Source organism: Streptomyces chisholmiae (assembly GCF_031845445.1).
Classification (GTDB): Bacteria; Actinomycetota; Actinomycetes; order Streptomycetales; family Streptomycetaceae; genus Streptomyces; species Streptomyces chisholmiae.
In genome coordinates, this window is record NZ_JAVREO010000029.1 from 25,771 (window position 1) to 48,318 (window position 22,548).

General features: G+C 72.9%; 34 protein-coding genes and 1 pseudogene. 17 read left to right on the plus strand and 18 right to left on the minus strand.

From position 1 onward, the window contains the following. Nucleotides 1-59: 59 nt before the first annotated feature. The 17 genes and pseudogenes from RM844_RS30350 to RM844_RS30430 all read left to right on the plus strand — a co-directional run bounded on the left by RM844_RS30350 (nt 60) and on the right by RM844_RS30430 (nt 14,045). Nucleotides 60-389 (plus strand): hypothetical protein, encoded by a 330-nt coding sequence (locus RM844_RS30350; protein WP_311670649.1) that lies wholly within the window; start codon nt 60-62, stop codon nt 387-389. Nucleotides 390-553: 164 nt separating this feature from the next. Then, a complete protein-coding gene (locus tag RM844_RS30355) occupies nt 554-778 on the plus strand; it encodes a hypothetical protein (protein ID WP_311670650.1) in 225 nt (74 codons plus the stop codon). A gap of 22 nt (nt 779-800) precedes the next feature. Then, entirely contained in the window at nt 801-2,969 is a 2,169-nt protein-coding gene (locus RM844_RS30360; protein ID WP_311670651.1) for a phage tail tape measure protein, read from the plus strand. Beyond that, nucleotides 2,966-3,454, plus strand: a complete 489-nt coding sequence (locus tag RM844_RS30365) for a BUD32 family EKC/KEOPS complex subunit (protein ID WP_311670652.1) — start codon at nt 2,966-2,968, stop codon at nt 3,452-3,454. Before RM844_RS30360 ends, RM844_RS30365 begins: the two co-directional genes overlap by 4 nt. Then, nucleotides 3,432-3,980, plus strand: a complete 549-nt coding sequence (locus RM844_RS30370) for a class I SAM-dependent methyltransferase (RefSeq protein ID WP_311670653.1) — start codon at nt 3,432-3,434, stop codon at nt 3,978-3,980. Before RM844_RS30365 ends, RM844_RS30370 begins: the two co-directional genes overlap by 23 nt. Next, nucleotides 3,977-4,660, plus strand: coding sequence for a glycosyltransferase family A protein (locus RM844_RS30375; protein ID WP_311670654.1), 684 nt, complete (start codon nt 3,977-3,979; stop codon nt 4,658-4,660). Before RM844_RS30370 ends, RM844_RS30375 begins: the two co-directional genes overlap by 4 nt. Beyond that, complete coding sequence (locus RM844_RS30380; RefSeq protein WP_311670655.1) at nt 4,648-5,319, plus strand: hypothetical protein; 672 nt, start codon at nt 4,648-4,650, stop codon at nt 5,317-5,319. Before RM844_RS30375 ends, RM844_RS30380 begins: the two co-directional genes overlap by 13 nt. Then, nucleotides 5,316-8,762, plus strand: a complete 3,447-nt coding sequence (locus tag RM844_RS30385; protein WP_311670656.1) for a hypothetical protein — start codon at nt 5,316-5,318, stop codon at nt 8,760-8,762. Before RM844_RS30380 ends, RM844_RS30385 begins: the two co-directional genes overlap by 4 nt. A gap of 32 nt (nt 8,763-8,794) precedes the next feature. Beyond that, nucleotides 8,795-9,265, plus strand: coding sequence for a hypothetical protein (locus RM844_RS30390; RefSeq protein WP_311670657.1), 471 nt, complete (start codon nt 8,795-8,797; stop codon nt 9,263-9,265). Between the two features lie 56 nt (nt 9,266-9,321). After that, nucleotides 9,322-9,921: pseudogene (locus RM844_RS30395) on the plus strand (N-acetylmuramoyl-L-alanine amidase); the annotation flags it as partial. Nucleotides 9,922-10,471: 550 nt separating this feature from the next. Next, a complete protein-coding gene (locus RM844_RS30400; RefSeq protein WP_311670658.1) occupies nt 10,472-10,729 on the plus strand; it encodes a holin in 258 nt (85 codons plus the stop codon). Further along, nucleotides 10,726-11,079: a hypothetical protein gene (locus tag RM844_RS30405; RefSeq protein WP_311670659.1), complete on the plus strand. Its 354-nt coding sequence runs from the start codon at nt 10,726-10,728 to the stop codon at nt 11,077-11,079. The genes RM844_RS30400 and RM844_RS30405 overlap by 4 nt, the downstream gene beginning before the upstream one ends. Before the next feature lie 195 nt (nt 11,080-11,274). Beyond that, entirely contained in the window at nt 11,275-12,039 is a 765-nt protein-coding gene (locus tag RM844_RS30410) for a hypothetical protein (RefSeq protein WP_311670660.1), read from the plus strand. Nucleotides 12,040-12,240: 201 nt separating this feature from the next. Next, a complete protein-coding gene (locus RM844_RS30415) occupies nt 12,241-12,849 on the plus strand; it encodes a recombinase family protein (RefSeq protein WP_311670661.1) in 609 nt (202 codons plus the stop codon). Further along, the gene (locus tag RM844_RS30420) at nt 12,846-13,322 is read left to right on the plus strand and encodes an endonuclease domain-containing protein (protein WP_311670662.1); all 477 of its coding nucleotides are present in this window, start codon (nt 12,846-12,848) and stop codon (nt 13,320-13,322) included. Before RM844_RS30415 ends, RM844_RS30420 begins: the two co-directional genes overlap by 4 nt. A 65-nt stretch (nt 13,323-13,387) precedes the next feature. Continuing rightward, complete coding sequence (locus RM844_RS30425) at nt 13,388-13,693, plus strand: DUF2188 domain-containing protein (RefSeq protein WP_311670663.1); 306 nt, start codon at nt 13,388-13,390, stop codon at nt 13,691-13,693. A 103-nt stretch (nt 13,694-13,796) separates the two neighbouring features. Beyond that, nucleotides 13,797-14,045 (plus strand): hypothetical protein, encoded by a 249-nt coding sequence (locus RM844_RS30430; protein WP_311670664.1) that lies wholly within the window; start codon nt 13,797-13,799, stop codon nt 14,043-14,045. A 174-nt stretch (nt 14,046-14,219) separates the two neighbouring features. On the opposite strand, the gene RM844_RS30435 is transcribed toward RM844_RS30430, so the two are convergent. The 18 genes from RM844_RS30435 to RM844_RS30520 all read right to left on the minus strand — a co-directional run bounded on the left by RM844_RS30435 (nt 14,220) and on the right by RM844_RS30520 (nt 22,513). Continuing rightward, the gene (locus RM844_RS30435) at nt 14,220-14,405 is read right to left on the minus strand and encodes a hypothetical protein (RefSeq protein WP_311670665.1); all 186 of its coding nucleotides are present in this window, start codon (nt 14,403-14,405) and stop codon (nt 14,220-14,222) included. A 13-nt stretch (nt 14,406-14,418) separates the two neighbouring features. Continuing rightward, on the minus strand, nt 14,419-14,754 hold the full coding sequence (locus tag RM844_RS30440) for a DUF6233 domain-containing protein (RefSeq protein ID WP_311670666.1): 336 nt from the start codon (nt 14,752-14,754) through the stop codon (nt 14,419-14,421). Between the two features lie 28 nt (nt 14,755-14,782). Next, nucleotides 14,783-14,989, minus strand: a complete 207-nt coding sequence (locus RM844_RS30445) for a hypothetical protein (protein WP_311670667.1) — start codon at nt 14,987-14,989, stop codon at nt 14,783-14,785. A gap of 40 nt (nt 14,990-15,029) precedes the next feature. Then, nucleotides 15,030-15,632 (minus strand): hypothetical protein, encoded by a 603-nt coding sequence (locus tag RM844_RS30450; protein ID WP_311670668.1) that lies wholly within the window; start codon nt 15,630-15,632, stop codon nt 15,030-15,032. Nucleotides 15,633-15,815: 183 nt separating this feature from the next. Continuing rightward, nucleotides 15,816-16,079, minus strand: a complete 264-nt coding sequence (locus RM844_RS30455; protein WP_311670669.1) for a hypothetical protein — start codon at nt 16,077-16,079, stop codon at nt 15,816-15,818. Next, nucleotides 16,072-16,413: a hypothetical protein gene (locus tag RM844_RS30460; RefSeq protein ID WP_311670670.1), complete on the minus strand. Its 342-nt coding sequence runs from the start codon at nt 16,411-16,413 to the stop codon at nt 16,072-16,074. Before RM844_RS30460 ends, RM844_RS30455 begins: the two co-directional genes overlap by 8 nt. Continuing rightward, nucleotides 16,410-16,610 (minus strand): hypothetical protein, encoded by a 201-nt coding sequence (locus RM844_RS30465; protein ID WP_311670671.1) that lies wholly within the window; start codon nt 16,608-16,610, stop codon nt 16,410-16,412. The genes RM844_RS30460 and RM844_RS30465 overlap by 4 nt, the downstream gene beginning before the upstream one ends. After that, complete coding sequence (locus RM844_RS30470) at nt 16,603-16,806, minus strand: hypothetical protein (protein ID WP_311670672.1); 204 nt, start codon at nt 16,804-16,806, stop codon at nt 16,603-16,605. The genes RM844_RS30465 and RM844_RS30470 overlap by 8 nt, the downstream gene beginning before the upstream one ends. Beyond that, nucleotides 16,803-17,198: a hypothetical protein gene (locus RM844_RS30475; RefSeq protein WP_311670694.1), complete on the minus strand. Its 396-nt coding sequence runs from the start codon at nt 17,196-17,198 to the stop codon at nt 16,803-16,805. Before RM844_RS30475 ends, RM844_RS30470 begins: the two co-directional genes overlap by 4 nt. Before the next feature lie 115 nt (nt 17,199-17,313). After that, on the minus strand, nt 17,314-18,345 hold the full coding sequence (locus RM844_RS30480) for a hypothetical protein (protein WP_311670673.1): 1,032 nt from the start codon (nt 18,343-18,345) through the stop codon (nt 17,314-17,316). 151 nt (nt 18,346-18,496) lie between these two features. After that, nucleotides 18,497-18,724 (minus strand): hypothetical protein, encoded by a 228-nt coding sequence (locus RM844_RS30485; protein ID WP_311670674.1) that lies wholly within the window; start codon nt 18,722-18,724, stop codon nt 18,497-18,499. Beyond that, entirely contained in the window at nt 18,721-19,266 is a 546-nt protein-coding gene (locus tag RM844_RS30490) for a zinc finger domain-containing protein (RefSeq protein WP_311670675.1), read from the minus strand. Before RM844_RS30490 ends, RM844_RS30485 begins: the two co-directional genes overlap by 4 nt. Further along, complete coding sequence (locus tag RM844_RS30495) at nt 19,263-20,174, minus strand: hypothetical protein (RefSeq protein WP_311670676.1); 912 nt, start codon at nt 20,172-20,174, stop codon at nt 19,263-19,265. Before RM844_RS30495 ends, RM844_RS30490 begins: the two co-directional genes overlap by 4 nt. A gap of 19 nt (nt 20,175-20,193) precedes the next feature. Beyond that, nucleotides 20,194-20,508 carry a WhiB family transcriptional regulator gene (locus tag RM844_RS30500; RefSeq protein WP_311670677.1) on the minus strand — a complete coding sequence of 105 codons (315 nt, stop codon included), beginning with the start codon at nt 20,506-20,508 and terminating at the stop codon, nt 20,194-20,196. Next, nucleotides 20,505-21,302 carry a helix-turn-helix domain-containing protein gene (locus RM844_RS30505; RefSeq protein ID WP_311670678.1) on the minus strand — a complete coding sequence of 266 codons (798 nt, stop codon included), beginning with the start codon at nt 21,300-21,302 and terminating at the stop codon, nt 20,505-20,507. The genes RM844_RS30500 and RM844_RS30505 overlap by 4 nt, the downstream gene beginning before the upstream one ends. After that, nucleotides 21,299-21,670: a hypothetical protein gene (locus RM844_RS30510; protein WP_311670679.1), complete on the minus strand. Its 372-nt coding sequence runs from the start codon at nt 21,668-21,670 to the stop codon at nt 21,299-21,301. Before RM844_RS30510 ends, RM844_RS30505 begins: the two co-directional genes overlap by 4 nt. Further along, complete coding sequence (locus RM844_RS30515; protein ID WP_311670680.1) at nt 21,667-22,080, minus strand: hypothetical protein; 414 nt, start codon at nt 22,078-22,080, stop codon at nt 21,667-21,669. Before RM844_RS30515 ends, RM844_RS30510 begins: the two co-directional genes overlap by 4 nt. A gap of 160 nt (nt 22,081-22,240) precedes the next feature. After that, nucleotides 22,241-22,513, minus strand: a complete 273-nt coding sequence (locus RM844_RS30520; protein WP_311670681.1) for a hypothetical protein — start codon at nt 22,511-22,513, stop codon at nt 22,241-22,243. Between the last annotated feature and the right edge of the window lie 35 nt (nt 22,514-22,548).

A 22,548-nucleotide genomic window follows, 5' to 3' on the forward strand; every position in this document is an offset into this window, starting at 1 on the left:
TGCGCGGTCCGGGGACGCCCCTCTCGTTCCTGGCCGCGCATCCACCGAGGAGACCGCGCATGAGCAAGAGGACGACGTACTCGCTGGAGGAGCTGCGCCGCCGTGCCGCCGACCGGCGAGGCGGCGACGCGCTGACCATCACCGCCGGCGGCAAGCCCTTCACCATCCCGGCCCCGGGCTTCTGGGACGACTCCTTGAAGGAGGCAGCCCAGCAGACGCGGCAGACGGGCGATGTGCCGTTTGCCCGCCAGTTGATGGGCGAGGCGCAGTACGAGAAGTTCACAGCGGCCGGTGGCCGGGCCGACGACTTGCTGCTGATCATCGAGGAGTACCGGGCGGACCAGGGCGTCGAGAGCCTGGGGGAATCTGGGCCCTCGCCGACCTCCTGAGCGAGTACGGCGGGGAGATCGAGTACGACCTCCTGCGGATCGGCCTGGACCTGGACTACATCGGGTCCGAGCGGCTGACGTGGGGCCGGCTGTGGCGCATCATCCACGCTCAACCCGCCACCTCGGCGAGCGCGCTGGCATGGGCGAAGGCGCGCGAGTCCGGCGTGTACCCGCTCGACATCGAGCTGGCCGCTGGCACGTTCGACGCGTTGTCGGTGGCGAACTGGCAGCGCAGCAAGAAGGCGTCGAACGCCGGCTCGGCCCCGAAGCCCGTCCCGCGCCCCAGCAAGATCGAAGCGAAGCGCGGCCACGCCCGCGACCAACTGATCGAACGGGGCCGCGCGCTCCTGCGCCGGCAGCGCCCCCGACCACGGCCGCCCGGCCACTGACTACTGGTTGGGGGTGACCGCCATGGCCACCGCCACCGGACCGCAGGTCGGCACCGCCTGGATCGCCATCACACCGTCGTTCAGGGGGTTCGGTAGCAACCTCCAGCGGGGTATGACGGATGAGCTGACCCGGGCCGCCCGCCGCGCCGGGGACGACGCGGGCGACGCAGCAGGCGACGCCCTCAACGGCTCGTTCGCCGACCGCATGTCGGGGTTCGCGGACTCCCTCTCCGGCGTCGGCGCGCTCGCAGGCGCCACCCTCGCCGTCGGCCTCGGAGTCGGCATGGCCGCCGCGATGGACACGAGCGCGGCTACCAGCCGCCTCGCCGCCCAGCTCGACTTGACGGCGGACGAGGCGCAGCGGGCTGGCGAGATCGCCGGCGACGTCTACGCCCGCGGCTTCGGCGGCAGCATGGGCGAGGTGGCCGAGGCGGTCGGCGCCGTCTCCTCCAGCGTGTCCAGCCTCGCGGACACCACAGACTCCGAGATGGAGCAGATGACCGCCTCGGCCGTGGCGCTGGCGGACATCTACCAGTGGGACGTCGCGGACGCCGCCACGGCCGCCGGCCAGGCCATCGAGAACGGCCTGGCCGCCGACGGAGTTGAGGCGTTCGACCTGCTCGCCGCAGCGGCAGCGGCACTCCCCGCCTCGATGCGCGGTGACGTGCCGCTCGTCATCCAGGAGTACTCCGAGCAGTTCCAGCGGCTCGGGCTCGACGGCGCGCAGGCGTTCGGCATGATGAGTCAGTTCGTGCAGGCCGGCGGGCGCGACATCGACCAAGCGGCCGACGTCATCCACGAGTTCGCGCGGATCTCCATCGAGGAGACCGACCGGGCGGCCGAGGCGTTCGAGGGGCTCGGACTCAACGCGGAGGACATGCTGGCCGCGATCCACTCGGGCGGCCCCGAGGCCGCTGCGGCCATGGGGGACACGCTGGAGGCCCTCCGCGGCGTGGAGGACCCCGCCGAGCGCGGCGCCTTGGCGATCGAGCTGTTCGGCGACATGGCCGGAGAGAGCAGCGATGCGCTGCTGGCGATGGACCCGGCGACCGCTTCTACTGTTGACGGGCTGGACGACGTGTCGGGCGCCGCGCAGGGCGTCACCGACGCGCTGGAGGGCGACCCAGGGCAGCAGTTCGAGTCCCAGATGCGGACGTTGGCCGGGACGCTGGGCGACGCGCTGATGCCGGTGCTGTCCGGCGTGGCCTCGTTCGCCAGCGCCCACCCCGGCCTGTTCCAGGCGATCGCGGTCGCCGTCCTCGTGGCGGCCGGCGCCTTCACCGCGCTGTCGATCGGCCTCTGGGCAGTGAATACGGCACTGCTGGCCAACCCCGTGACGTGGATCGTTCTCGGCATCATCGCCGCGATTGCGCTGCTGGCCGCAGGCGTTGCGGCCGTCATCGTCTACTGGGACGAGATCGTCGCCGCCACCCGAGCCGCCTGGGACTGGGTCTGGGACAAGATCAGCAGCATCGTGCAGTGGATCGTCGACCTTTGGATGAACTGGTCCGTACCCGGCATCATCATCAGCCACTGGGACACCATCACCAGCACCGCGGCCGCCGCCTGGCAGTGGGTCCAGGACATCATCTCCGGCGCCTGGACTGCTGTCCGGGACGGTACATCGGCGGCCCTCCGTGGTTTGCGTGACCTGATCTCCGGCGCCTGGTCTGCCGTCCGGCAGACCACGTCCAGCGCGTGGGGCGCCGTCACCGGCGCGATCGTCGGTGGGCTCCTGAGGGCCTGGCGCGCGGTGTCCGGCGTCGGCTCGTGGTTCACCGACATCGGCCGAGCGATCGTCAATGGCATCGCGTCCGGGGTGTTGGCTGCGGCCCGCTGGCTGCGCGACTCCGTCATCGGCGTCGCGCAGAGCGCCCTCAACGGCGTCAAGTCGTTCCTGCGCATCGGGTCGCCGTCACGCATGTTCGCCGACGAGGTCGGCCAGTGGATCCCCGCCGGCGTCCAAGTCGGAGTCGAAGCCGGCACACCCGAGTTGACGCAGGCCATCGACCACATGGTCCAGGTGCCGGACCCGCCAACGGTGCGCGCGACCGTCGCCACCGGAACCGCGGCCACCGCCGCCCCGACGATCGAGATCGTCGCCGGCGACCGGCACCTCATGGCCTGGCTGGAGTCCACGATCCGCACCCAGTACGGCGGCGACATCACCCGCGTCGGAGCGGCGCGGTGAGCCGCCGAGCCACCGTCCGGGTCGGCCTGACTCGGACGACGAAGCGCCACCGGTCGGCCGCTGCGGCGGCGGCCGAGGCGGCCTGGTACGAGCGCGTCCCCTGGGCCGCGCCACGCCTGCTCGCCGTGGACGGACCGCTGTTGCTGCTGGAGACGTGCACGCCGCAGGTCCGCTGCGGGCCTGGCTGGCGGCCCGCCGCCGAGCTGTACGAACTGCTGCTCCGGCTGCACGCCGAGGGCATCCACCACCGTGACGTCCACGTCCGCAACCTCGTGCGCGGGCACGACGGCCAGCCTCTACTCATCGACTGGGAGACCGCCATCCACCAGCCGGCCGACCTGTCCTACGACCTGCACGGACCCGACGCGTCCGGGGTGCCCGTGCCGGAGATCCACGCCGGCCACACCCCGCAGTGGTGGGGCTCGCCGCAGCGCATGTCGATCCGATCCCAGTGGGGGTGCGATGTACCAGCCCAGACGCCGTGACGGCCGCGACATTGGGACGCCGGCCCGGCCGGCTGCACCCCGGTACGAGGCGATCGCTCGCGAACTGGACGGGAAGAGCGGCCTGCGGGTGCTCGACATCGGCGCCCACGAGGGCTACTTCTCGCTGCGGTTGGCCGAGGAGTTCGGCGCGCGCGTCACCGCGGTGGACGACTGGCGCGGGCTGCGGCCGGCGCTGGAGGAGGCTGGCGAACGGCGCGTCACCGGCATCTACGAGCGGCTCACCCCGGAGATGCTGGCGGATCTGGGCGAGTGGGACGTCATCTTGTGCCTGTCGGTGCTGCACCACGTGCCGTGGTGGGAGCAGATGCTCGCCCAAGTGCGGGCCCAGTCTCGGCTGCTGATCTGCGAGGTCGCCGTCGCGCACGAGGTGTTGCCCCGCGCGGTGGCGCACTGCCCGGAGATCCCCGACGCGGTGAAGGCCCTCGGCGGCCGGATCATCGCCCGCACCCCCGGCTACCGCTCCCGGAAGCTGCGGCCCATGTACGCGATCGGGGACCTCGGTTGACCGCGAGCTGGCCGATCGGGGTCGTCACCTCCGCGTGGGGCACCTACGGCCGCTACCTGCCCAAGTGGGTAGAGAGCGTCGCCGCTCAGACCGTGCGACCCGAGTTAGTCACCGTGCTGGACGCCGGCGTGGACGACATCGGGCCGGCCCGAGAGGCGCTGGACGAGTCCGGGCTGCCGTGGCAGATCGTGCGCGACACCTACCGGGGCATGGGCGCGGCGAGGAACCGGGCGGTGGAGGCTACGGCCACCGAGTGGGTGATGCATCTGGACGCCGACGACTTGCTCCTGCCGCACTGCCTGGCCGACGTGCGGGCGCTCGCCCCATGGGCCGACGTCGTGTCCGTGGGGATGCGACGCGGTCGACGGGACATCGTGTTCCCGCACGTCTCCGCTCGCCAGGCGCTGGCAGGCCGCCAGGCCGCGTTCTCGTGCGCTGCGTTCCGGCGCGACCTCTGGGAGCGGCGGGGCGTCCGCTGGCACACGGCGAACGACTGGGTCGACTCCGCTCTCTGGGTTCGCGCAGCCCGCGCGGGAGCCAGGTTCGCCGGCACCTCCCGGCCGGGCGCCGTCTACCGGCAGCACGCCGGGAGCTTCAGCCGCCGCTTGACGCACCGGGACCGCGCGGCGGCCCGCGCCCAGCTCGATCGGATGGTCCGCGACCCGGCGTGGTCGCCGTGACCGTCACCGTGGTGATCCCCTGGCGCCCCGGCTGCCCGCACCGGGAGGCGGCACTTGGTTGGGTGCTGGCCCGCTGGCGGGCTGCCGGCTACGAGCCGGTGCTCGGCCAGCCTCCGGCCGGCCCCTGGCGCAAGGCCGCGGCCGTCAGTGGCGGGCTGCGGCGGGCGGCCGGCGGCGTGTTGGTGGTGGCGGACGCCGACGTCTGGACGGACGGCGTCGACGAGGCGATCGACGCGGTGGCCGGCGGCATGCCGTGGGCGATTCCCCACGGACCCGTGCACCGCCTCACCCGCACGGCGGCCGACACTGTGCTCGCCGGCGGCCCGCCCGGCGGCGAGTTGGAGCAGCCGCCGTACCGCGGGTTCGAGGGCGGCGGCATCGTCGTGCTCCGGCGCGAGGTCTACGAACAGGCGCCGCTCGACCGGCGCTTCGCCGGCTGGGGCCAGGAAGACGAGTGCTGGGCGCTCGCCCTCCGGACGCTCGCCGGCCGGCCGTGGCGCGGCACCGCCCCGCTGTGGCACCTCTGGCACCCGCCCCAGCAGCGGGACTCCCGCCGCTGGGGCTCCACCAACTCCCGCGCCCTGTACCACCGCTACCGCCGGGCCGCCGGCCGGCCCGACCAGATGCGCGCCCTGTTGGATGAGATGGAGGTGCCGTGACGTACCCGACCCGCCCCTGGTGGACCCCGGTCCGACTGGAGCTGGCGTTCGGCGCCGACCCGGCGAGCGACCCGGCCGCCTGGCAGTGGACGGACGTCAGCGCCGACCTCGACCGCGCCCAGTCGCTCACCATCAGCCGCGGCCGGCCAGACGAGTCCGGCCAGACCCGGCCGGCGGGCGTCTCCGCACGCCTCGTCAACAACAACTCGGCCTACACCCCCGGCCACCCGGCCAGCCCGCACTACCCGCACGTCCGGCAGGGCGTGCCGGCCCGGGTCAGCGTGCAGGCCGGCGGCCCGCACCTGCGGGTGCCGGGCGCCGCCGGCGGCCGGGCCCGGGTGGAGTCGTCGCCCGCGCTGGACGTGACAGACCTGGACGTGCGGGTCGAGTGGGCCCCGGATCGGGTGCCGGCCACGTGGGGCGCGACCGCCCCGGGCGGCCAACGGCCGTGGGCGCCGGCGATCCAGGAAATCATCGGCCGGTACGCCGTCCCCACGGCCCGGATGTGGGTGCTCCAGCTCGGGCTGGACGGCCGGCCGCGGCTGACCTGGTCCACCACAGGTGCCGACGTCATCAACGTGGACGGCGACGTCGCAATCGCCTCCGTGTCCGGGCAGCAGATCGCGCTGCGGGCCACGCTGGACGTGGACGACGGCGCCGGCCAGCACCTGGTGGCCTTCTGGAGCGCCCCGACGTTGGCCGGCCCGTGGCGGCGCCTCGGCGCCCCCGTCGTGCGGCCCGGCGTCACGAGCATCTACCAGGCCGGTTCGGCCCCGCTGGACCTCGGTGACGTGGCCACGCTGGCCTGGACCGTGGGTGCCGGCCGCTACTACCGGGCCGAGCTGCGCAGCAGCATCGACGGACCGCCCGTCGCCGCGCCAGACTTCACCGCCGCGGCCCCGGGCGACACCGCGGTGACGGATCCGCAGGGCAACGTCTGGACCTTGGCCGGCGGCGCCGAGGTCACCGATTGGCGCGTCCGCATGACTGGGGAGGTGGCCGACTGGGCGCCGACATGGCCGTGGGGCGACCTGTCCGACCCGTCCCGCCCCGGCCCTCGGCCGGGCGAGGCCCGCTGCGACATCACCATCGCCGGCCCCCTGCGCAGGCTCGGGCAAGGCGCCAAGGGACTCCAGTCCACCCTGCGCCGCCGCATCCCGAGCTACGACCCCGTCGCCTACTGGCCGATGGAGGAGGACCGGGGCGCGACGCAGGCGTACTCGCCGATCGAAGGCGTGAGCCCGATGGTTACCTCCGGGCTCCAGTTCGCCGCGGTCGACTCCCTGCCCGGCAGCGGGCCGCTGCCAACCCTGGCCAGCCCGGCCAGCATCCGCGGCGTTGTTCCGGCAGCCCCCGCCGGGCAGTGGCGCGTGGAGCTGGTCTACCGGCTGGAGCAGATGCCGTCTGAGGCGGCGCAGATGCTCGACGTCCGCACCACCGGCGGCCCTTGGGGGCGATTCGAGATCCGGGTCACCACCACGACCGTGCAGGTCATCGGCTACGACACCAACTCCGAGTCGTCCTCCAGCGCTCTGCTGATCAACGTGAGCGCCGTGCGCTTCACGGGCGCCTGGTGTCGGCTCTCGCTGTCCGCCACGGCATCCGGCGGCACGGTCACCGCCACGCTGCGCTGGCTACCGATCGGCGACACGGGCCTGACCATCTCCGAGTCGTACACGGGCACCGTCGGCCGCGTCACCCAGGTCGGCGCCGCATTCGGGGCAGCCCTTCAGGGGATGCCGATCGGGCACATCACTGTGTTCCCCACCGCGGCGACTGCGGCGTTCGACAGCGCGGACCACGGCTTCACCGGCGAGACGGCGGTGGCCCGGATGCGGCGCCTCGCCGAGGAGGAGCGCCTGCCGATGTCCGTGCTCGGCGCGGCCGGCGAGTCCCCGACGATGGGCCCGCAGCGGCCGGCGACCCTGCTGACGCTGCTTCAGGAATGCGCGGACGCCGACGGCGGGCTGCTCGCCGAGCGGCGGGAGGGGGCGGGGCTCATGTACCGACCCCGACAGGTGCTCTACAACCAGACGCCCGGCGTCGTGCTGTCGGCACGGAGCAATGAGATCGACAACCCGTTCTCGCCGGTCCTCGACGACCAGAGGTTGAGGAACGACATCACGGTGTCACGCGATGGCGGGTCGTCGGCCCGCGCAGTGGATGACGCGTCGGTGACGGCGCTCGGGCTGTACGACGAGTCCGTCACGGTCAACGTGGAGGCCGATGGCCAACTGGGCGACATTGCCGCCTGGCGGCTCCATCGCGGCACCTGGCCCGGCATGAGGTACCCGGCCGCCACCAGCGCGCTGGACGTCGCACCCGAAGTGATCGCTCCGTGGCTGGATCGGCTGGAGGGCGACCGTGTTCAGGTGCGCGACCTGCCACCCCAGCACCCCGACGAAGTGGTGGATCTGCTGACCGAGGGGCTGATCGAGACCCTGACGCCCACCCGGTGGAGCATCGAGGCCGCCGCTTCGCCAGGCGGGCCGTGGACCGTCGGCGAGGTCGGCGAGGACGACCCCGACGAGGACGACGCCCCCGTGCATGTGGACACGGACGGCACCGTGCTGGCCGTCGCCGCGACGGAGACGGCGACCGTGCTGTACCTGCGCACCACCGCCGGCCCCGAGTGGGTCACCACCAACGGGCCGACCGGCGGCCAGGCCGAGCCCGGAGACCTTCCGGTCGACCTGTCCGTCGCCGGTGAGATTGTGCGGGCCACGAGGATCGAGCCGCTGGCCTGGGATATCTACGACCGCACGGTCACCGGCGGGTGGGGCTCCACGACCACGGGCCTGGCCTGGACGTCCAACTCCGGCCCGGCCGGGGACCGGTCCGTGGCCGCCGGGGAAGGCATCATCACCCTCTCGTCGCCGACGACCACCCCGCGCTTCCAACTGCTCCCCTTCGGGATCTCGGACTGCCAAGTGCTCGTCACCATCACCCCCAGCACGGTGGCAACTGGCGCCGCGCTGGCCGCCGGGGTCATCATGCGCGTGTCCGGCAGCGCCTACTACCGGGTGCGCGTCCTCCTCGGCACGTCCGGCGCGATCAGCATGGACGCGGCCCGCGCCTCCAACATCATCGGCGCGACGGCCCCAACTCCGTACACCTACGCGGGTGGGTCTGCGCTGCGGCTGCGGGCCCGGCTGGACGGTGACCGTATCCGCGCCAGGGTCTGGCCGGCGCAGGTGCTGGAGCCGGATGTGTGGTGGCTGGACCGCACCGTCACCACCGACCCGGTGCCGGTGGGGTTCATCGGCGTCGTCGCCGGCGCCGAACCGGGCAACACCAACGCCTCGCCTCAGCTGGCGTTCTCGGACTGGCAGATCGTCAACCCCCAGTACGCCGCGGTGCAACGCTCCATCAACGGCATCGCGCGCGCCCACCCGGCCGGGGCCGACGTGCGCCTCGCCCACCCCATGATCGTCGCCCTGTAGGAGGTGCCATGCCCTGGCCATGGAGACCCGGGATGCGCGTGACCGCCGGCCGGCTCGAAGAGGACAAGCCGGCGATCGTCGAGCAGCCGGCGGACATCTCCGTCACCAGCTCAACCACCCTCGTCAGCACCGACCTCGCGGTGCCCGTGGTGGCCGGCGCGTACTACATCTTCCGTGTGCGCACCGCATACGGCGCCTCGTCGGCCGGGGGCGCCCGGTTCGCTTGGACAGTCCCGACGGGGACGACCATGGTCCGCCGCGTCGAGGCGCCGGCCGATGGCAGCAGCGGAGCCGGCGGCGACATCACGATGCGGGCCCGGGACGCCGGGACAGAGCAGACGGTGGGTGGGGGCATCACCTTCGCCGGCTACCACGAGGACTGCCAGGTCAACGTCGGCTCCGTCGGCGGGGTGTGCACCCTCCGTTTCGCGCAGGCCACCAGCAACGCCACCGCGACGATCTTCCGCAACCAGAGCTTCATCGAGTACCTCCGCATCCGCTGACCCCGCCCCGCTGCCGCCCCTGGAGCGGGACCGTCCCATGTCTGGAGGTGGTGGCCATGGCCGCCCCGCTGTCCGCTGACCGGCTGTTGGCCGCCCTCCGTGCGGAGGGCGTGCGCGTGGTTGAGCACCGGTCCTGGCGCACCCACAACCGCAACACGAAGGGCCCCTGGGGGCCGGTCCACGGGGTGATGATCCACCACACCGTCACCAGTGGCACCGACGCCTCCGTCCGGCTCTGCTACGACGGCCACTCGGCGCTGCCCGGACCGCTGTGCCACGGCGTGATCGCGAAGGACGGCACGGTCCACCTCGTCGGCAACGGCCGCGCCAACCATGCCGGGTTGGGCGACGGCGACGTGCTGGCCGCGGTCATCGCGGAGCGCGTCTTGCCGGCCGACAACGCGGCGGACACCGACGGGAACGCGCGGTTCTACGGCTTCGAGTGCGTCAACCTCGGCGACAACAAGGACCCCTGGCCGGCTGCGCAAGTCGAGGCGATCGTGCGCGCCTCGGCGGCGATCCTGCGCGCGCACGGCTGGGGGAAGACCGGCGACACCTCCGTGATCGGCCACTCCGAGTGGCAGCCGGGCAAGGTCGACCCGCGGGGGCCCGGGATCTCCATGGGCGACGTCCGCCGACGCGTCGCCGAACGACTCAAGCATCCGGCCGACTGGAGTCCCGGGGGCTCCAACCCGCCCAACGAGCGTCCCAAGGAGGCCCCGATGCACCTGTACTTCGAACGCAGCCGCGGCGTCACGCTGACACCGGGCGACTGGTACACGATCACCTGGGACCGCGTCTGGGCGCCGGGCGCCGGCTGGTCCGACCGCGACCTCGCCCAGACGATCTTGCGCGGCGCGCACCTGTTCAGCCTGGACTTCGCCGTCAGGGCGAGCGGGCTGCGGCGCGGGCAGGAGATCCAGCTCCGGGCCGCGCGAAACCACCGCAAGCCCGGCGCCGAGTGGGCCCGCGCGAAGAGCTGGCCGATCAGCAGCCCCGTGCACGACGGCGGCCGGCTCCACGCGGTCCACCACTGGCAGAGCCACCTCCCCGCGAGCGACGACAACCGTCTCGTCGCCGAGGTGCTGGCCGTCGGGGACGAGCCCATCCAGATAGACGAGCTGACCGCCAGCCTGCTGGCGTGGCCAGCCTGATCACTTTGCGGACACCCGCAAAACGATTCCTACCAGCAGAAACGGACTGACCATGACCACCTGGACCTTCTGGCGCGCCACCTTGGAGCGGGCCGTGCGCACCTTCGCGCAGGTGCTGGCCGCCGTGCTCGGTGCCGACGCCGTCGACATCCTGACGGTGGACTGGCCCGCCGCCTTGGCGACCGCCGCTGGCGCCGCGCTTCTGGCGGTGCTCACCGCCGTCGCTACCCCGGGCGGGCCCGGTGCGACCGAGACGCCCACGCCGAGCCGCGCCGACCCCCTGGCGGCGAGGAGAGCGAGCCGCCCGTGACGCCCGAGCAGATAGCCGTCTGGGCCGGCGCCGCAACCGCGGTGTGTGCGCTCCTCGCCGGCCTCTGGCGCGCCGGCCGCGCGGCGATCCGTGCGGCCGCCCGCCTGGACGACCTCGCCGACGACTGGCGCGGGGAGCCAGCGCGGCCCGGCGTCCCCGCCCGGCCCGGAGTGCTGGAGCGCGTCGGGCGGATCGAGCAGCGGACGACGGAGATCGCCGCGGGGCTCGGCGACCTGGAGCGGCGCCTCGTCCGGGTCGAGCACGAGCTGCACCCCAACGGGGGCGGCTCGTTGCGCGACGCTGTCAACAGGGTCGACGCCAGAACCGCCCGCATCGCCCCCGACAACTGAACGCGCCCCACCCCGCCGTGTGCGGGGTGGGGCGCTTCGTCATGTCGCGGGAGGGAGTTCGTGTCGACGCCGACCGCCATCCGTCGGCTGCCCCTTGTGCCAGGCGCCGCACTCCGCATAGACGCAGGCTCAGTTCTTCCTCAACGATCTGGCGAACCGATGGCCGGACTCGGCTCCGCTAGCCAGGGTGCGGGTATGGACGTTTCCATCATCGCTTCGGTCGGTACGGCCTTCGTGACCGCTACGGTCACTGCCTCCGTCGCCTCGTGGGCTGCGCTACGCACCTCCGGAACAACCTGGCGGGCCGCCCACGCCAACCGTACTTTCGAGGCCCTCGCCGATCTTCTCGAAGCTACCGACCTCGGCATGCAGCCGAGGACCCTCGGCGCCCGCTACTCCACCGCCGTCACCCGAGTCCGCATCACCGCCAGAGGCCTTCCGTTCTATGACCGAGTCGAAGCCGTCATCACCAACGCCGACGCCTTCCGCTCCGCCACCAAGGCCCTGAAGCGCAACAGGGAAGCACCCTACTTCCGCGCTCTCGATGCCCTGGATCGCCAAGTGCGAGAGGAAGAGGGGCAGCGCGAAGCGGACGAGCGCAACGAGGAGTGGTATCCCCAGAACGAAGCGTTCAGCGCGGCACGTCGCGCGCTGACCAACCACTACGCCCGTCAGGACAATGGCGAAGACCCCGACCCTGGAGAGGTTCGACGCAAGTTCGAGGACGTGAACGCGTACTTCCATGACCTGTACTCCCCAACGGAGGTTGAGCTGCTCCTGATCCCTAAGAAGCAGCGACACGCTCTCTACGAGGAGCGCGAAGACAGGGAGCGAGGGCGCGATGAGGCTGCAGAAGCTCTTGGCAAAGACCGTGACCGTCTCGCGGACGCCGTGAGTCTGTGGAGCGTGACCCATCCGGGTCGGCTCGCTCGTAAGCTCGGCAAGTCTGACCGGAGTTGATGCCCCGATGCAGGCGCAGCAGAGGGGGCATCACCGCGCGCTGACCAGCACCAACGACCTGTTCATCTAACGGTCGTTACATGGAATCGGTGCACAGTGCGCCCGCGAGGGGAATCCGCACCGAAAGTTGTTCATCAAACGGTTCATCAACAGGTATCGTTCAAGTACCCACATCGAACCGATTGATGAACGAGGAGCCCCGTGGCGCTAGTTGGACTCGTCCGCGTATCCACCGACAAGCAGAACGTCGACCGACAACACGACGCGCTCGACCCCATCTGCATCAAGGTCTTCGAGGAGAAGGTCAGCGGCAAGCTCGCCCTCGCCGACCGCCCAGGCCTCAGCGCCGCCGTCGACTACCTCCGCAGCGGCGACATGCTCTGCGTCCAGGAGGTCGACCGCCTCGGCCGCGACACCCTCACCGGCCTCATGACCCTCGCCGAGCTGTTCAAGCGCGACATCGCCGTCAAGGTCCTCGAAGGCGTTGGGGCCGGCGAGCACAAGGAGATGAACCTCCTCCTCGAACTCGCCCTCGTCCTCGCCTCCGAGCGCCGCCGCGACATCGTCAAGAAAACGAAGGACGGCCTCGACGCAGCCCGCTCCCGCGGACGAGTCGGCGGCCGGCGCCCCGTCATGACGGAGGCGCTGACCATCCAGGCCGTCGCCCTGCGGGAGAAGGGCTTCACCCTGCGACAGATCCAACCCCACCTACGGATCGCCGAAGGTAAGCACAAGGGCAAGAACCCCAGCATCGGCGCCATCTCCCAAGCGCTCCGAGAGCGCGACGAGGCGATGGCGAGCGCGAGGTGACAGCAAACCCTGCATGTTGGGCATGGGGCACTGAAGTCCCCACGGAGGACACCGCGCGGCACAAGCTTCTCGCTCATGCCGACCGGATTGGATGCACCCCCGAACAGGCGGAGATCCTCTGGAGCCTTGAGCGTGCCGCTGGAGCGCTCGACGGTGAGAGCGTCCTGATCAACTGGCAGGCCGGGAGGTGCGCGGTTTGTGGGCACGTTCGCGACCTCGTCTGCGATCACGACCACGCCACGGGCCTCGTGCGCGGCTGGCTCTGCCGGTCCTGCAACACGACCGAGGGCACCAACCAGAACCCGGACACGATCTTCGCGCGGTATCGCGAGCGACACCCGGCCGCGATCCTAGGCGTCACGATCCGCTACCTGAACCCCGTCACCGGCGACTACGCCAAACCGCAACTGACCCGAGAAGTAGGCCGGGCAGACCGCTGGGTCGATGCGGCGAGCGAGGACATCGGCCTGTGAAGGCAACCTTCGGGTTCGCCGTTGGTCCAACTTGATGCCGAGCCGCGCTGCCCGAGGAGCCTCCGATGGCCATGACGTTCCGCATGACCGGTGACGATCAAGAGGCTGAGATTTACGACGAGACAGGCAGGATCGGCATCCTGTACCACGTGGAGCCGGACGAGGAGGATTTGACCTCGGGCTGGGTTGTCGAACTGAACGGGTACCGGCTCGGCAACTCACGGGCGACCGCACTCCTTCCGACCGCCGCCGAAGCGGTGGAAGCAGCGAGGCCGCTGTACGAGGAACTACTGGAGCACCGCCGCTACGTCGCCCGTGTCGAGGGGCGCCACCGCTTCATCTCGACGCCAATGGGTGGGCAGCCGAAGTAGGGCGCTTAAGGGAACGTTATGCGCTACCGCGTCCCCGCTTGCGGGGGTGACTCTGGCCCGATAGCGGTAGCCGCCCGTGGCCGCCGCGTGGCAGTCTGCCGTCATGAGCCCGGATGTGGCGGTGATGGGGGCGGGTCTGCCGCGCGGCGTGCGGCTGGAGCAGATGTCGGCCGCCGTGCGGGTGTTGACCGACCCGGCAGGGCCCGGGGAGCCGTGGACCGCCGCTGAGGTCGCCGCCGTGCTGCCGCTCTTGGCCGAGGGCCCGTCCGGCATCGCGACGGAGGCGTGGGGGATGCGGCTCCTCGCCGCGGCGGATCAGGCTGCTACCCGAACGCCAACTCCTCGGCCGTGAGCCACTGGCACTCGCCGCAAACGCGGCCGGGCACTCCGGAGGAGTCGGTGCGGTCGTAGATGCCGGCCGCCGCGCCGCAGTTGTCGCACGGCGGTGCCGCCGGCGAAGCGGGGCGCGGGCGAATGGCGGCCCGGCGGCGCGCGGCCTTCGACCAACCGCTCGCTGACTGCTCGGTCACGGCACGTCCCTCAGCCACTGCCACCGGCCGGCGGCGTCGGGTTCGTAGATGGCCCGGCCGCCGGGGTACACGCAGCCGGGTGACGGGAGCGCGACACCGCCGGCCCGCTCCTCCTCGGGTACGGCGGACAGGTCGAGCTGTTCGCCGTCACAGGGGCCGCCGTGGAGGGTCACCGTGGTCATGCCCCCCATGGTGTCAGCCGGGACTGACAGGCGGGGGTGATTCCGGCGCGGGCGGTCGCGGTTGGCAGGCGGGGCACATCTCGATCCGTTCGCCGTGCTCGTCCAGCAGCGCCCGCACCCGCTCGTCCGAGAGGTCCGCCTTCCCGCGCCACCAGCAGTCCGCGCGGTGCAGCACGCCGGACGGGCGGACGCCGGGGCGTCGCCGCTGCCAGCTGATCCACCAGCGGGCCCGCGCCGCTTCCTGTTCTTCTGCCGCCTGGATGGCCTGCTGCACTTCGGCGAGGGCGAGCCGTAGCGCGGTCTCCAGCACGCGCAGGCGCGGGAGATCGGGCGGCAGCAGTTCGGACACGCGTTCGATCGTAGAGGCGGGTTGCCCGCTACCACCGGGTGGGTCCGCCGCCGCGCCACTCCACCAGCGCCGGGTCCGACAGGTCCACGTCCTCGGCGTTCGGCATCCCCGCGCGCCGCAGGAACTCCCGCAGCTCAGACAGTGTCCGCGCCAGCCCGATCGCCTGCCCGTCCACGCGCACACGCCGGCCCCCGCCCTCCGTGGGCGGGTACACGACGATCGGCGGCCGGGCCATGACACCAGGGTCACGGGCCCGGCCGTCGGCCGCCACTCGACTACGCCGCCGATCGTTGGGCGAGCGGCATCCCGAGCAGGTCCCCGCGCGACCACCTGGTGCCGCACCCGCCGCACGTGGCCGCGTCCGTCGAGACGCCGACGCGCAGCCGCTCGCCGCACGGGCAGACGACGGCGACGCGCCGCTCCGCCCGCTCGCCGAGGGCAGCCGACCGCACGGCCGACCAGGCGTGCCCGATCTCCCGCAGCGCCTCCTCCACGGCCGGGTGCTGGCGGCACGCCCAGTCGAGGCGCCAGCGGAGCCACAGCGCCGGCCCGGCCGCCGCGTTCGGCAGCCAGCGCTCCGGCAGGTCGTGGCCGCCGACCGACGCCCAGTCCCGCGCCCACGAGTCCAACAGCGCGGGCACCTCTGCGGACAGGTCGACGGCGTGCAGGGCGATCGGCGGCCGGCTGCCGGCGGGGCCGTGGACGGCGACCAGCCCGCCCGAGCGGACCGGGACCGGCGACAGGGCGGCCAGCAGCCCCGGCAGCTCGGCCAGGCGGCCGGAGGCACGCTCCTGGCATCCGGGGCAGGCCAGCCGGTCCAGATCCCAGGCGGGCAGCGGGCGGTAGCAGGCGGTGCAGCAGGGGGCGAGGGTGGTCATGGCGTGCTCCTGGTGCTCGTGCGGGTGGCGCGGGGGGCTATACGGGCCCCTGAGGGGCTCTCAGAGGTCGGCTCTATCTCGGGGGCCGGGGAGGGGAGTTCGGGCGCGAGAGAGGCCCTGGGGCGGCTCCGTGGGGCTACGGCGGCCCGGTGGGTGGCCCGACAGTTCGCCGGGCCACCGGGGTCACGGCGCGGGGGTGGCGCAGTCGGCCCTGTGGTGGAACGCGCCGCTGGTTCGGTCGCATTCGCCGGTGCAGCGGCGCTGTGCGTCCACCTGGGCGTCGTTCTCCCCCTCGGTGGCATCCGCGTCCACCCGGAGGGCTGGCGGGCCGTCAGGGTCCCCGTGGGGCGCCACGGTGGGGGCGGTGGCAGCCTTGGCGGCCATGCGGGCGTTGTGGGCCATGGCGGCGGCGATCGCCTCGCCGATGCTCGAATAGCGGTCAGACATGGTCGGTCTCCAGGTGTCGGGCCAGCGCGACGGCGGCGGCGAGGGAGCACGCGTCGGGCGCGCAGCCGCACTGCTCGTGGCCGTCCTCGTCCGCCTCGCTGGCGACTCGCTCCAGCAGGTCGGCGACCGGAGGGAAAACGAACGGGTAGCGGCCGGCGACGCGGCCACTACCGCCGTGGAGGAGCCGCTGGCCGGGCCCAGCGGTGAGGTCGGCGGCGCGGCGGGATCGCTGGTCGGCGGTCCAGGTGTCGGCGCCGGACGCCTCGGCCGCGTCGGCGGCCAGAGCGCGTAGCCGGGACGCGGCCGCGCGGACGGTCGGAATCTGGTTGGTCATCGGGTGGTCCTCTCGGTGGTGGGGTTGGGCAGGGTGGTGCAGGTCGTGCAGGCGGGGCGGTTCCAGCCGTTGCTGGAGTACCGGCCCGCCTTGCCGCAGGCGGTGCGCACGGTGTTCCCGTCGGGCTCCCAGCGGGCGCGGTGCCGGTACGGGTCACCGAGGAACGCGACGGTCAGCGGGTAGTCGGGCTCAGGCATGGTCGGTCTCCTCAGTGGTCGTGGTTCGGTTGCGCCGCGCGGCGCGGGCGGCGGCCCTGCGCGCGGCCCGGTTGGGGCGGGGCTCGGGCTGGCCGTCGGGGACGAACACCTCGCCGATGATGGCGAGTTCGGTCTCCCACGTGGCGCCCGGGCGGCCGGCGTGCTCGCCGCGCGGGGCGGACGACGGGCCGCTCACCGGGCACCAGCCGGGTCGACCTCGGGGTGGGTGAACCGGATGGGCTTGCCCAGCTCCCGGGCGTAGGCGATCTCCGCGCGGGTGGAGTCGCCGATGTAGTCCCCGACCACCAGCACCTCGTCGGCCAGCCGGATCTTCGCGCGGTGCAGGTCGTCCAGCCCGGCCTTGATGCGCTCGGCGTTGGCCGGGTCCGCCCACAGGGAGTGCGGGGTCTTCATGTCGCATCCGGGCTTCACGACGATGCGGCCAGCGGCAGTCAGCTCCAGGTCGGCCGCTGCCATCTGCTCCATGAACCGGGTGCTGCCGCAGATGACGACGATCGGGGGCAGGGACAGCGCCTGGCGGGTGCGGATGCGGAGTTCTTCGGGGGTCAACAGCTGCGGGTAGCTCACGGTGTGGTCCTCCTGGTGGTTGGTGTGGTGGGGTGGTGGGGCGCCCGGCCGGCTATCCCCCGGCCGGGCGTCCTGCTGCGGGGTCACGGGGCCCATGTGGTGAGGGTGCGGCGGGTCATCCGGCGCCCAGCTCGCGAGCGACCGGCTCGCCGCTGCGGCAGGCCCATGGGGAGCATCCGTCCGGGTCGCCCATCTCGGCTCGTTCCAGTTCGGTCTCGTACACCTGGTCAAACACGGTGGTCTGCTGGTACTCGCTCGGCCGGATGCGGTCGATGGGCGCCTCGGCCAGGGGCTTGCGGCTGATGTGGAGGTACCGCTGGTGTCGCAGGCCGGGCCCGGTGCGGTACGCGGCGTCGAACCGGATGGCCTCGACCCACGAGTCGGGGTCGGTGTCCCGCATGCGGCGCCACTCGGCGTTGCCGTGGAACGGGCAGCCGATGCAGGCCGACTTCGCGGTGCTGCCCCAGCCCTTTGACCGCAGGTACGCCTCGCACTGCACGCGGGACATGCCCAGGTCCAGCAGCGGGTGTCGGGAGCGGGAGTAGCGTGTGTCGGCTCGGGTGGAGACGCGGCCGATCTCGTCGGCGCTGAACCCGATCCACTGCTCGGCCCACCGGTCGCGCGGGGGCTGGCCGACACGGGCCAGCGAGCCGACGCCGCCGCACACCGAGCACGGGCCGGGCACGTGGTCGCCACGCTTGGCCCGCCACGGGGCGATGCGGGTCCCGGTGCCGTCGCAGTACCGGCACGGCCGTGGGTCGGACGTCGCCGCGCCGAGGAGCAGGCGCACCTGCCGCAGAATCGGGGTGAGCTTGTAGGTCTGGGTGCAGCGGCGGTTGAGCATTCCCCGGTCCCCGGTGGCCGGATCGATGGTGTGGGCGGGGAGGGAGCGCTGCTTGTCGGGGTCGAGGACGTCGTCTTGGATGCGGCCTGCGGAGACGCGGTAGATGGGGATGCCGGCCGGCTGGGCAACCTCGCGCTCCAGCCGGTCAAGGTGGGCGTAGACGGAGGCGGGCTCCCAGCCGGTGTCGGCGAAGATCGCGCCGTCCAGGGGGCCTATGCGCCTCTCGGCGGCGAGCAGCAGCAGCGTGGTGGATTGCACGCCAGCGCCCAGGCTCAGCAGGCGCAAGGTCGGTTCGGTCGTCATGTCTCGGTCCTCTCGGTGGTGCGGCTGGGGTGGCTGGCGGTGAGGGGCCGGCCGCGTCGGGTGGTGCAGCGGGCGCCGGCCGGGGCGCGGCACCAGGGGCAGGCGACCGCGAGTTCGGGCGGGCGCGGGCGGCGCAGCGCCGGCGGGGCGGTCACAGCTGGTCCGCCAGTTCGGCGAGGCGCGCCTCCAACTGGGCCACGCGCAGGGCGAGGTTGTCCTCCTGCGGCAGCGTCAGGCCCACCGAGCAGGTGCACCAGGTGAGGAGGCGGGCCGTGTCGGGGCCGCCCTGGTTGGCTGCGGTTCCCATGCAGCCGGGCATCACGTCGCCGTCGAGGTCGGGGCAGCGGTGGCAGGTGCGCGGGCAGCGGTGGCCGGTCACGAGGCGGCGTCCCATCGCTGCTGCGCGGCGGTGGCGCGCTCGCGGTGGGGTCCGGCGCCGCGCGGACGGCCGGACGGCAACCGGCAGCCTGTGCCGAGGGGCGCCTGGCAACGGGGGCAAGGGATGGACATGGGGCCGGGCGCGCGGCGGGGCGCGGGGACCGCCCGGCCGACGCCGCCGAGGAGTTGGGCGACGGGCCGGGGCCGCTCCAGCCCGGACGCGGCACGGGTCCGCTGGCCGCGCAGGGCGGCGAGGTAGGCGGTCACGTCGTCCGGGTCAGCGTCCGGCACCTCGGCCGTCAGCCCGGGGCCGACGTAGTCCGCAGCGGCGTTCGCCCGCTGCCGCCGGATCTCGGCGATGATCTCCGAGGGGGAGACGAACGGCTGCCGGCCGGCGACCGTGGCGGCGGCGCGGCGCGCGGCGGGCAGGTCGTAGGCCGACAGAACGTCGTGCCAGGCGTCGGGGGTGAACTCGTCGAATCTCTGCTGGGGGCACAGGGCCCGCACGTAGCGGGCGAGCACCACGGTCTCGTCGGGGGTCATGAGATCTCCTGCTGCATCCGGGCCCGGGCGCGGGCCATGGCGCGGTCGAAAAGGTCGTCGGTGGTCTGCTGTTGGCGGTCGCCGTTCACGGCGCGCAACTGGGGGCGGGCGGTGCCGGGCGGCGGCAGCGGAGGCAACTCGCCCCAGCCGCGCATGAAGTAGCGGGCCGAGGACACCTCCGCGCGGGCGGCGGCCCGGGTGGCGTGTTCGACCATCGCGGTCACGCCGCACTTCTTGATGAGCGCCAGCACGGGGAACCAGGCGGTGCCTTGGAAGGGCCAGCGAACGACGACGCCGGCGGCGGTGAGTCCGTCAACGAGGGGGCGAGCGTCGTCGGGGATGCCGTAGTCGCCCGGCTCGTCGGTGGCCTGCTGGCTAGCTGGCTGGCTTGAGGAGTGTGAGGGGTATGAGGGGAAGGGGTCCGGAGAACCCGGACCCTTTCGGGGTGAAACCCGGACCCTATCGGGGTGAAACCCGGACCCTATCTCCGAGTTAGGGTCCAGGTTCTCCGGACCCTTTGTCTCCGATTGGGTCCGGGAACTCCGGACGCTGTGTCCGGGAACTCCGGACCCTTTCTCGTCGATAGCGTCCGGGGTTTCCGGACCCTTTCCAGCGACTTCGAGAGGTCGCAGAACGGGAATCCGGTACACCGCCCGCCGTCCCCGGCGGCCCGCCGACACCCCCTCCAACGCGCCCTTCTGACGCAGGGCCTTGATCACCTCGTACCGGCTGGACCGACCCGGCAGCCGCATCCGGTGAGCGATCACCGGGTCGTCCTCGATGCCCGGCCAGCACTCCCGGGTGGCGTCGTTGGCGGTCTCGGCCAGCACGCCGAGCGCCCATCGCTCGCGCCACGTCAACGTGGCTGGCGCGTGGTCGAGGACTTCGACGAACAGGCGGATTCCCACTGCGGCCTTCTCTCGCTGGTCAGTTGGTCGGGGTTGGGGTGGCCGCGCGGCGGGCGGCGGCGTAGGTGCGGTGGATCGCGACGCGCTCCTCAGGCGTGTATCCGCCGCGGATCGTGGCCCGGTGCTGGGCGCCCATCCCGCCTTCCTCGGCCATGGCTTCGCGGAGGCAGGTCACCGCGACCGGGCACACCCGGCACAGGCCCTTGGCGGCGCGGACGGCGTCCCAGTCGCCGACGGGCGGGTCGAACACGGCGGGCGGCAGGGCGCGGCACACGGCGCGGTCCTGCCACCGGCCCGCCGGGGCGGCCGTGGACCGGGCGTAGGGGCTGGTCACGCTGCCTCCTTGAGTGCGCGGATGATGTCGTGGACGTAGGCGGGCCGCATCCCGAGGCGGGCCGCGATCTCGCCTTCCGGGACGCCGAACCGGGCCAAGTGCTGAATCTCGGCGCGGCGTTCGGCGGCGAGCCGATCCCGGTGCCGGGTGGGCGGCGTGTCGTCGGCCTCCGGCACCGCGTCCGGGTCATCGATGTCATCCCAGGCGGCCGGGCCGTGCCAGCCCTGCTTGGCGGCGTAGGTGCGGCACCAAGCCGAGCCGCCGTCAGCGCCGGACCAGCGCCGGTAGACCTCGGCGACCGCGCGGGCCGTCGTCGGCCGCACCCCGGCGACATCACCGTTCGCGATGTGGCCGAGCGCCGTGCGGGAGAGGCCGGCCGCGTCGGCGATCCGGGTGAGGGAGTAGCCGATGGCGACGAGTGCCTGAAGCCGGCGGCGGGTGCCGCTGTCCTCGATGTCGCGCGCGGGCGGTGGGGGGCCGAGAGGCACGGCCAGGATCGCGCTGGCGATGGTCGGGGCGATGCCGGCGACAGCATCGGCGGCGAGCCGTCCGATGGTGGACCGTGCCGTGCCTGCGGCGGCGGCGATCTGGCCGTGGGACCAGCCAGCGGCGCACAGAGCTTGGACGTGGGAGCTGGCGGGTCCGGCGCTGGTGCGGATACGGCCGGAGATGGTCCGGGCGCTGTACCACTTGTTGTAGCGGTAGTTCGCGTTCCTGCACGGAGGGCGGCGGCAGCCGCGGAGATAGCAGGCGCGCGTGCCGTGCGGGGGCGCGGGCCTGGTTGTGGTGGTCATGCCGCCACCTCCGTCCCGGCGCTGGTGCCGATCCACTGGCGGCACGCGCTGGCCTTGGTGGTGGCGCGGCGGGAGGGGGCGTAGCCGTGGGCGCGGATGACGCCTCGGCGGGCGGCGATGGCGAGTTGGGGGCCCCACTGGTGGTGGTCGGCTGGCTCGTCCACCAAGCCCTCGGCGACCATGTCCGCCGCCTGGAACGGCACGCCCCGCGCGGCCATGACCCGTATGGCGGCCTGGCAGGCGGCGGCCCACGACGGGGCGGTGCGCTGCTCGGCGCGGGCCATGCCGGCGTCTCGCGCCGCCCGGCCAGCCGCCGGGTCCACGACGCCCGCGACCACGGCGGGGAGCTGGAGCTGGGTGCCGGTCACGACGCACCGCCCAGGTGGTCGGCGATCGCGTCGCCCAGGCCCTCCACGAGGGCGTTGCGCATCTCGGTCGGCATGTCGGGGTCGAATGCGAAGTGGATGCGGACGATCGGCCGCTCGTCGGCCTGCATGGTCAACGCGTGCTCGGTGGAGGGCTGGAGTCCGTCGGCGCCGAGGTCGATCGCCCAGCGGGACACGTCGGCGGCGCCGCCCAGCAGGTCATCGATCGCGCGCTGAGCGGCCTCGTAGGCGTCGTCGTCGAGGTCGTCCCAGTCGTCGTCGGGCCGGCTGGGGATCGGGGTGGACTCCATCTGTTCGCCGATACCGACGAAGTCGGGGTCCTCGGTGATCGCGTGGTGCTGTCGGGCCGCTTCGGCGCGGAGGTCGGCGTCGGTGTACGGGCGGTCGGTCATCGTGTGCTCCTGGGTATCGTCTTGGGTGGCCGCCCCCGGCCCGGTTCGGACGGGCCGGGCGGCGGCCGTGGCGGTGCCGGTCAGCGGCGGATGAGGGTCTTGGGGCGTCCGCAGACGCAGGTCTCCATGCCGCCGCTGCACTTCGGGCAGGCGCCGGCGGTCACGACGCGCTCGCCGTCAGCTCGCCGCCGTCGGGGCCGTAGAACCGCACCGCCGGCAGCTGGTCCTCGGGGAACACCACGAGGTCGGTGTCGATGTGGAACGGGAGGCCGTTCTCGATGGCGGTCTCGCGGGCGCTGTAGTCGCGGGCGCACAGCCACGCGGCGTCGCCGGGGGTGTAGCCCCAGAACTGCAACTCGCCTTCGTGCTGGAACAGGGGCCGGACCTGCTGGCAGTGCTGGCAGCGGCCGGTACGCGGCGTCTGCTGGGTCATCTCGATCTCCTCAGGTCAGGTGTGTTGGGGGTTCC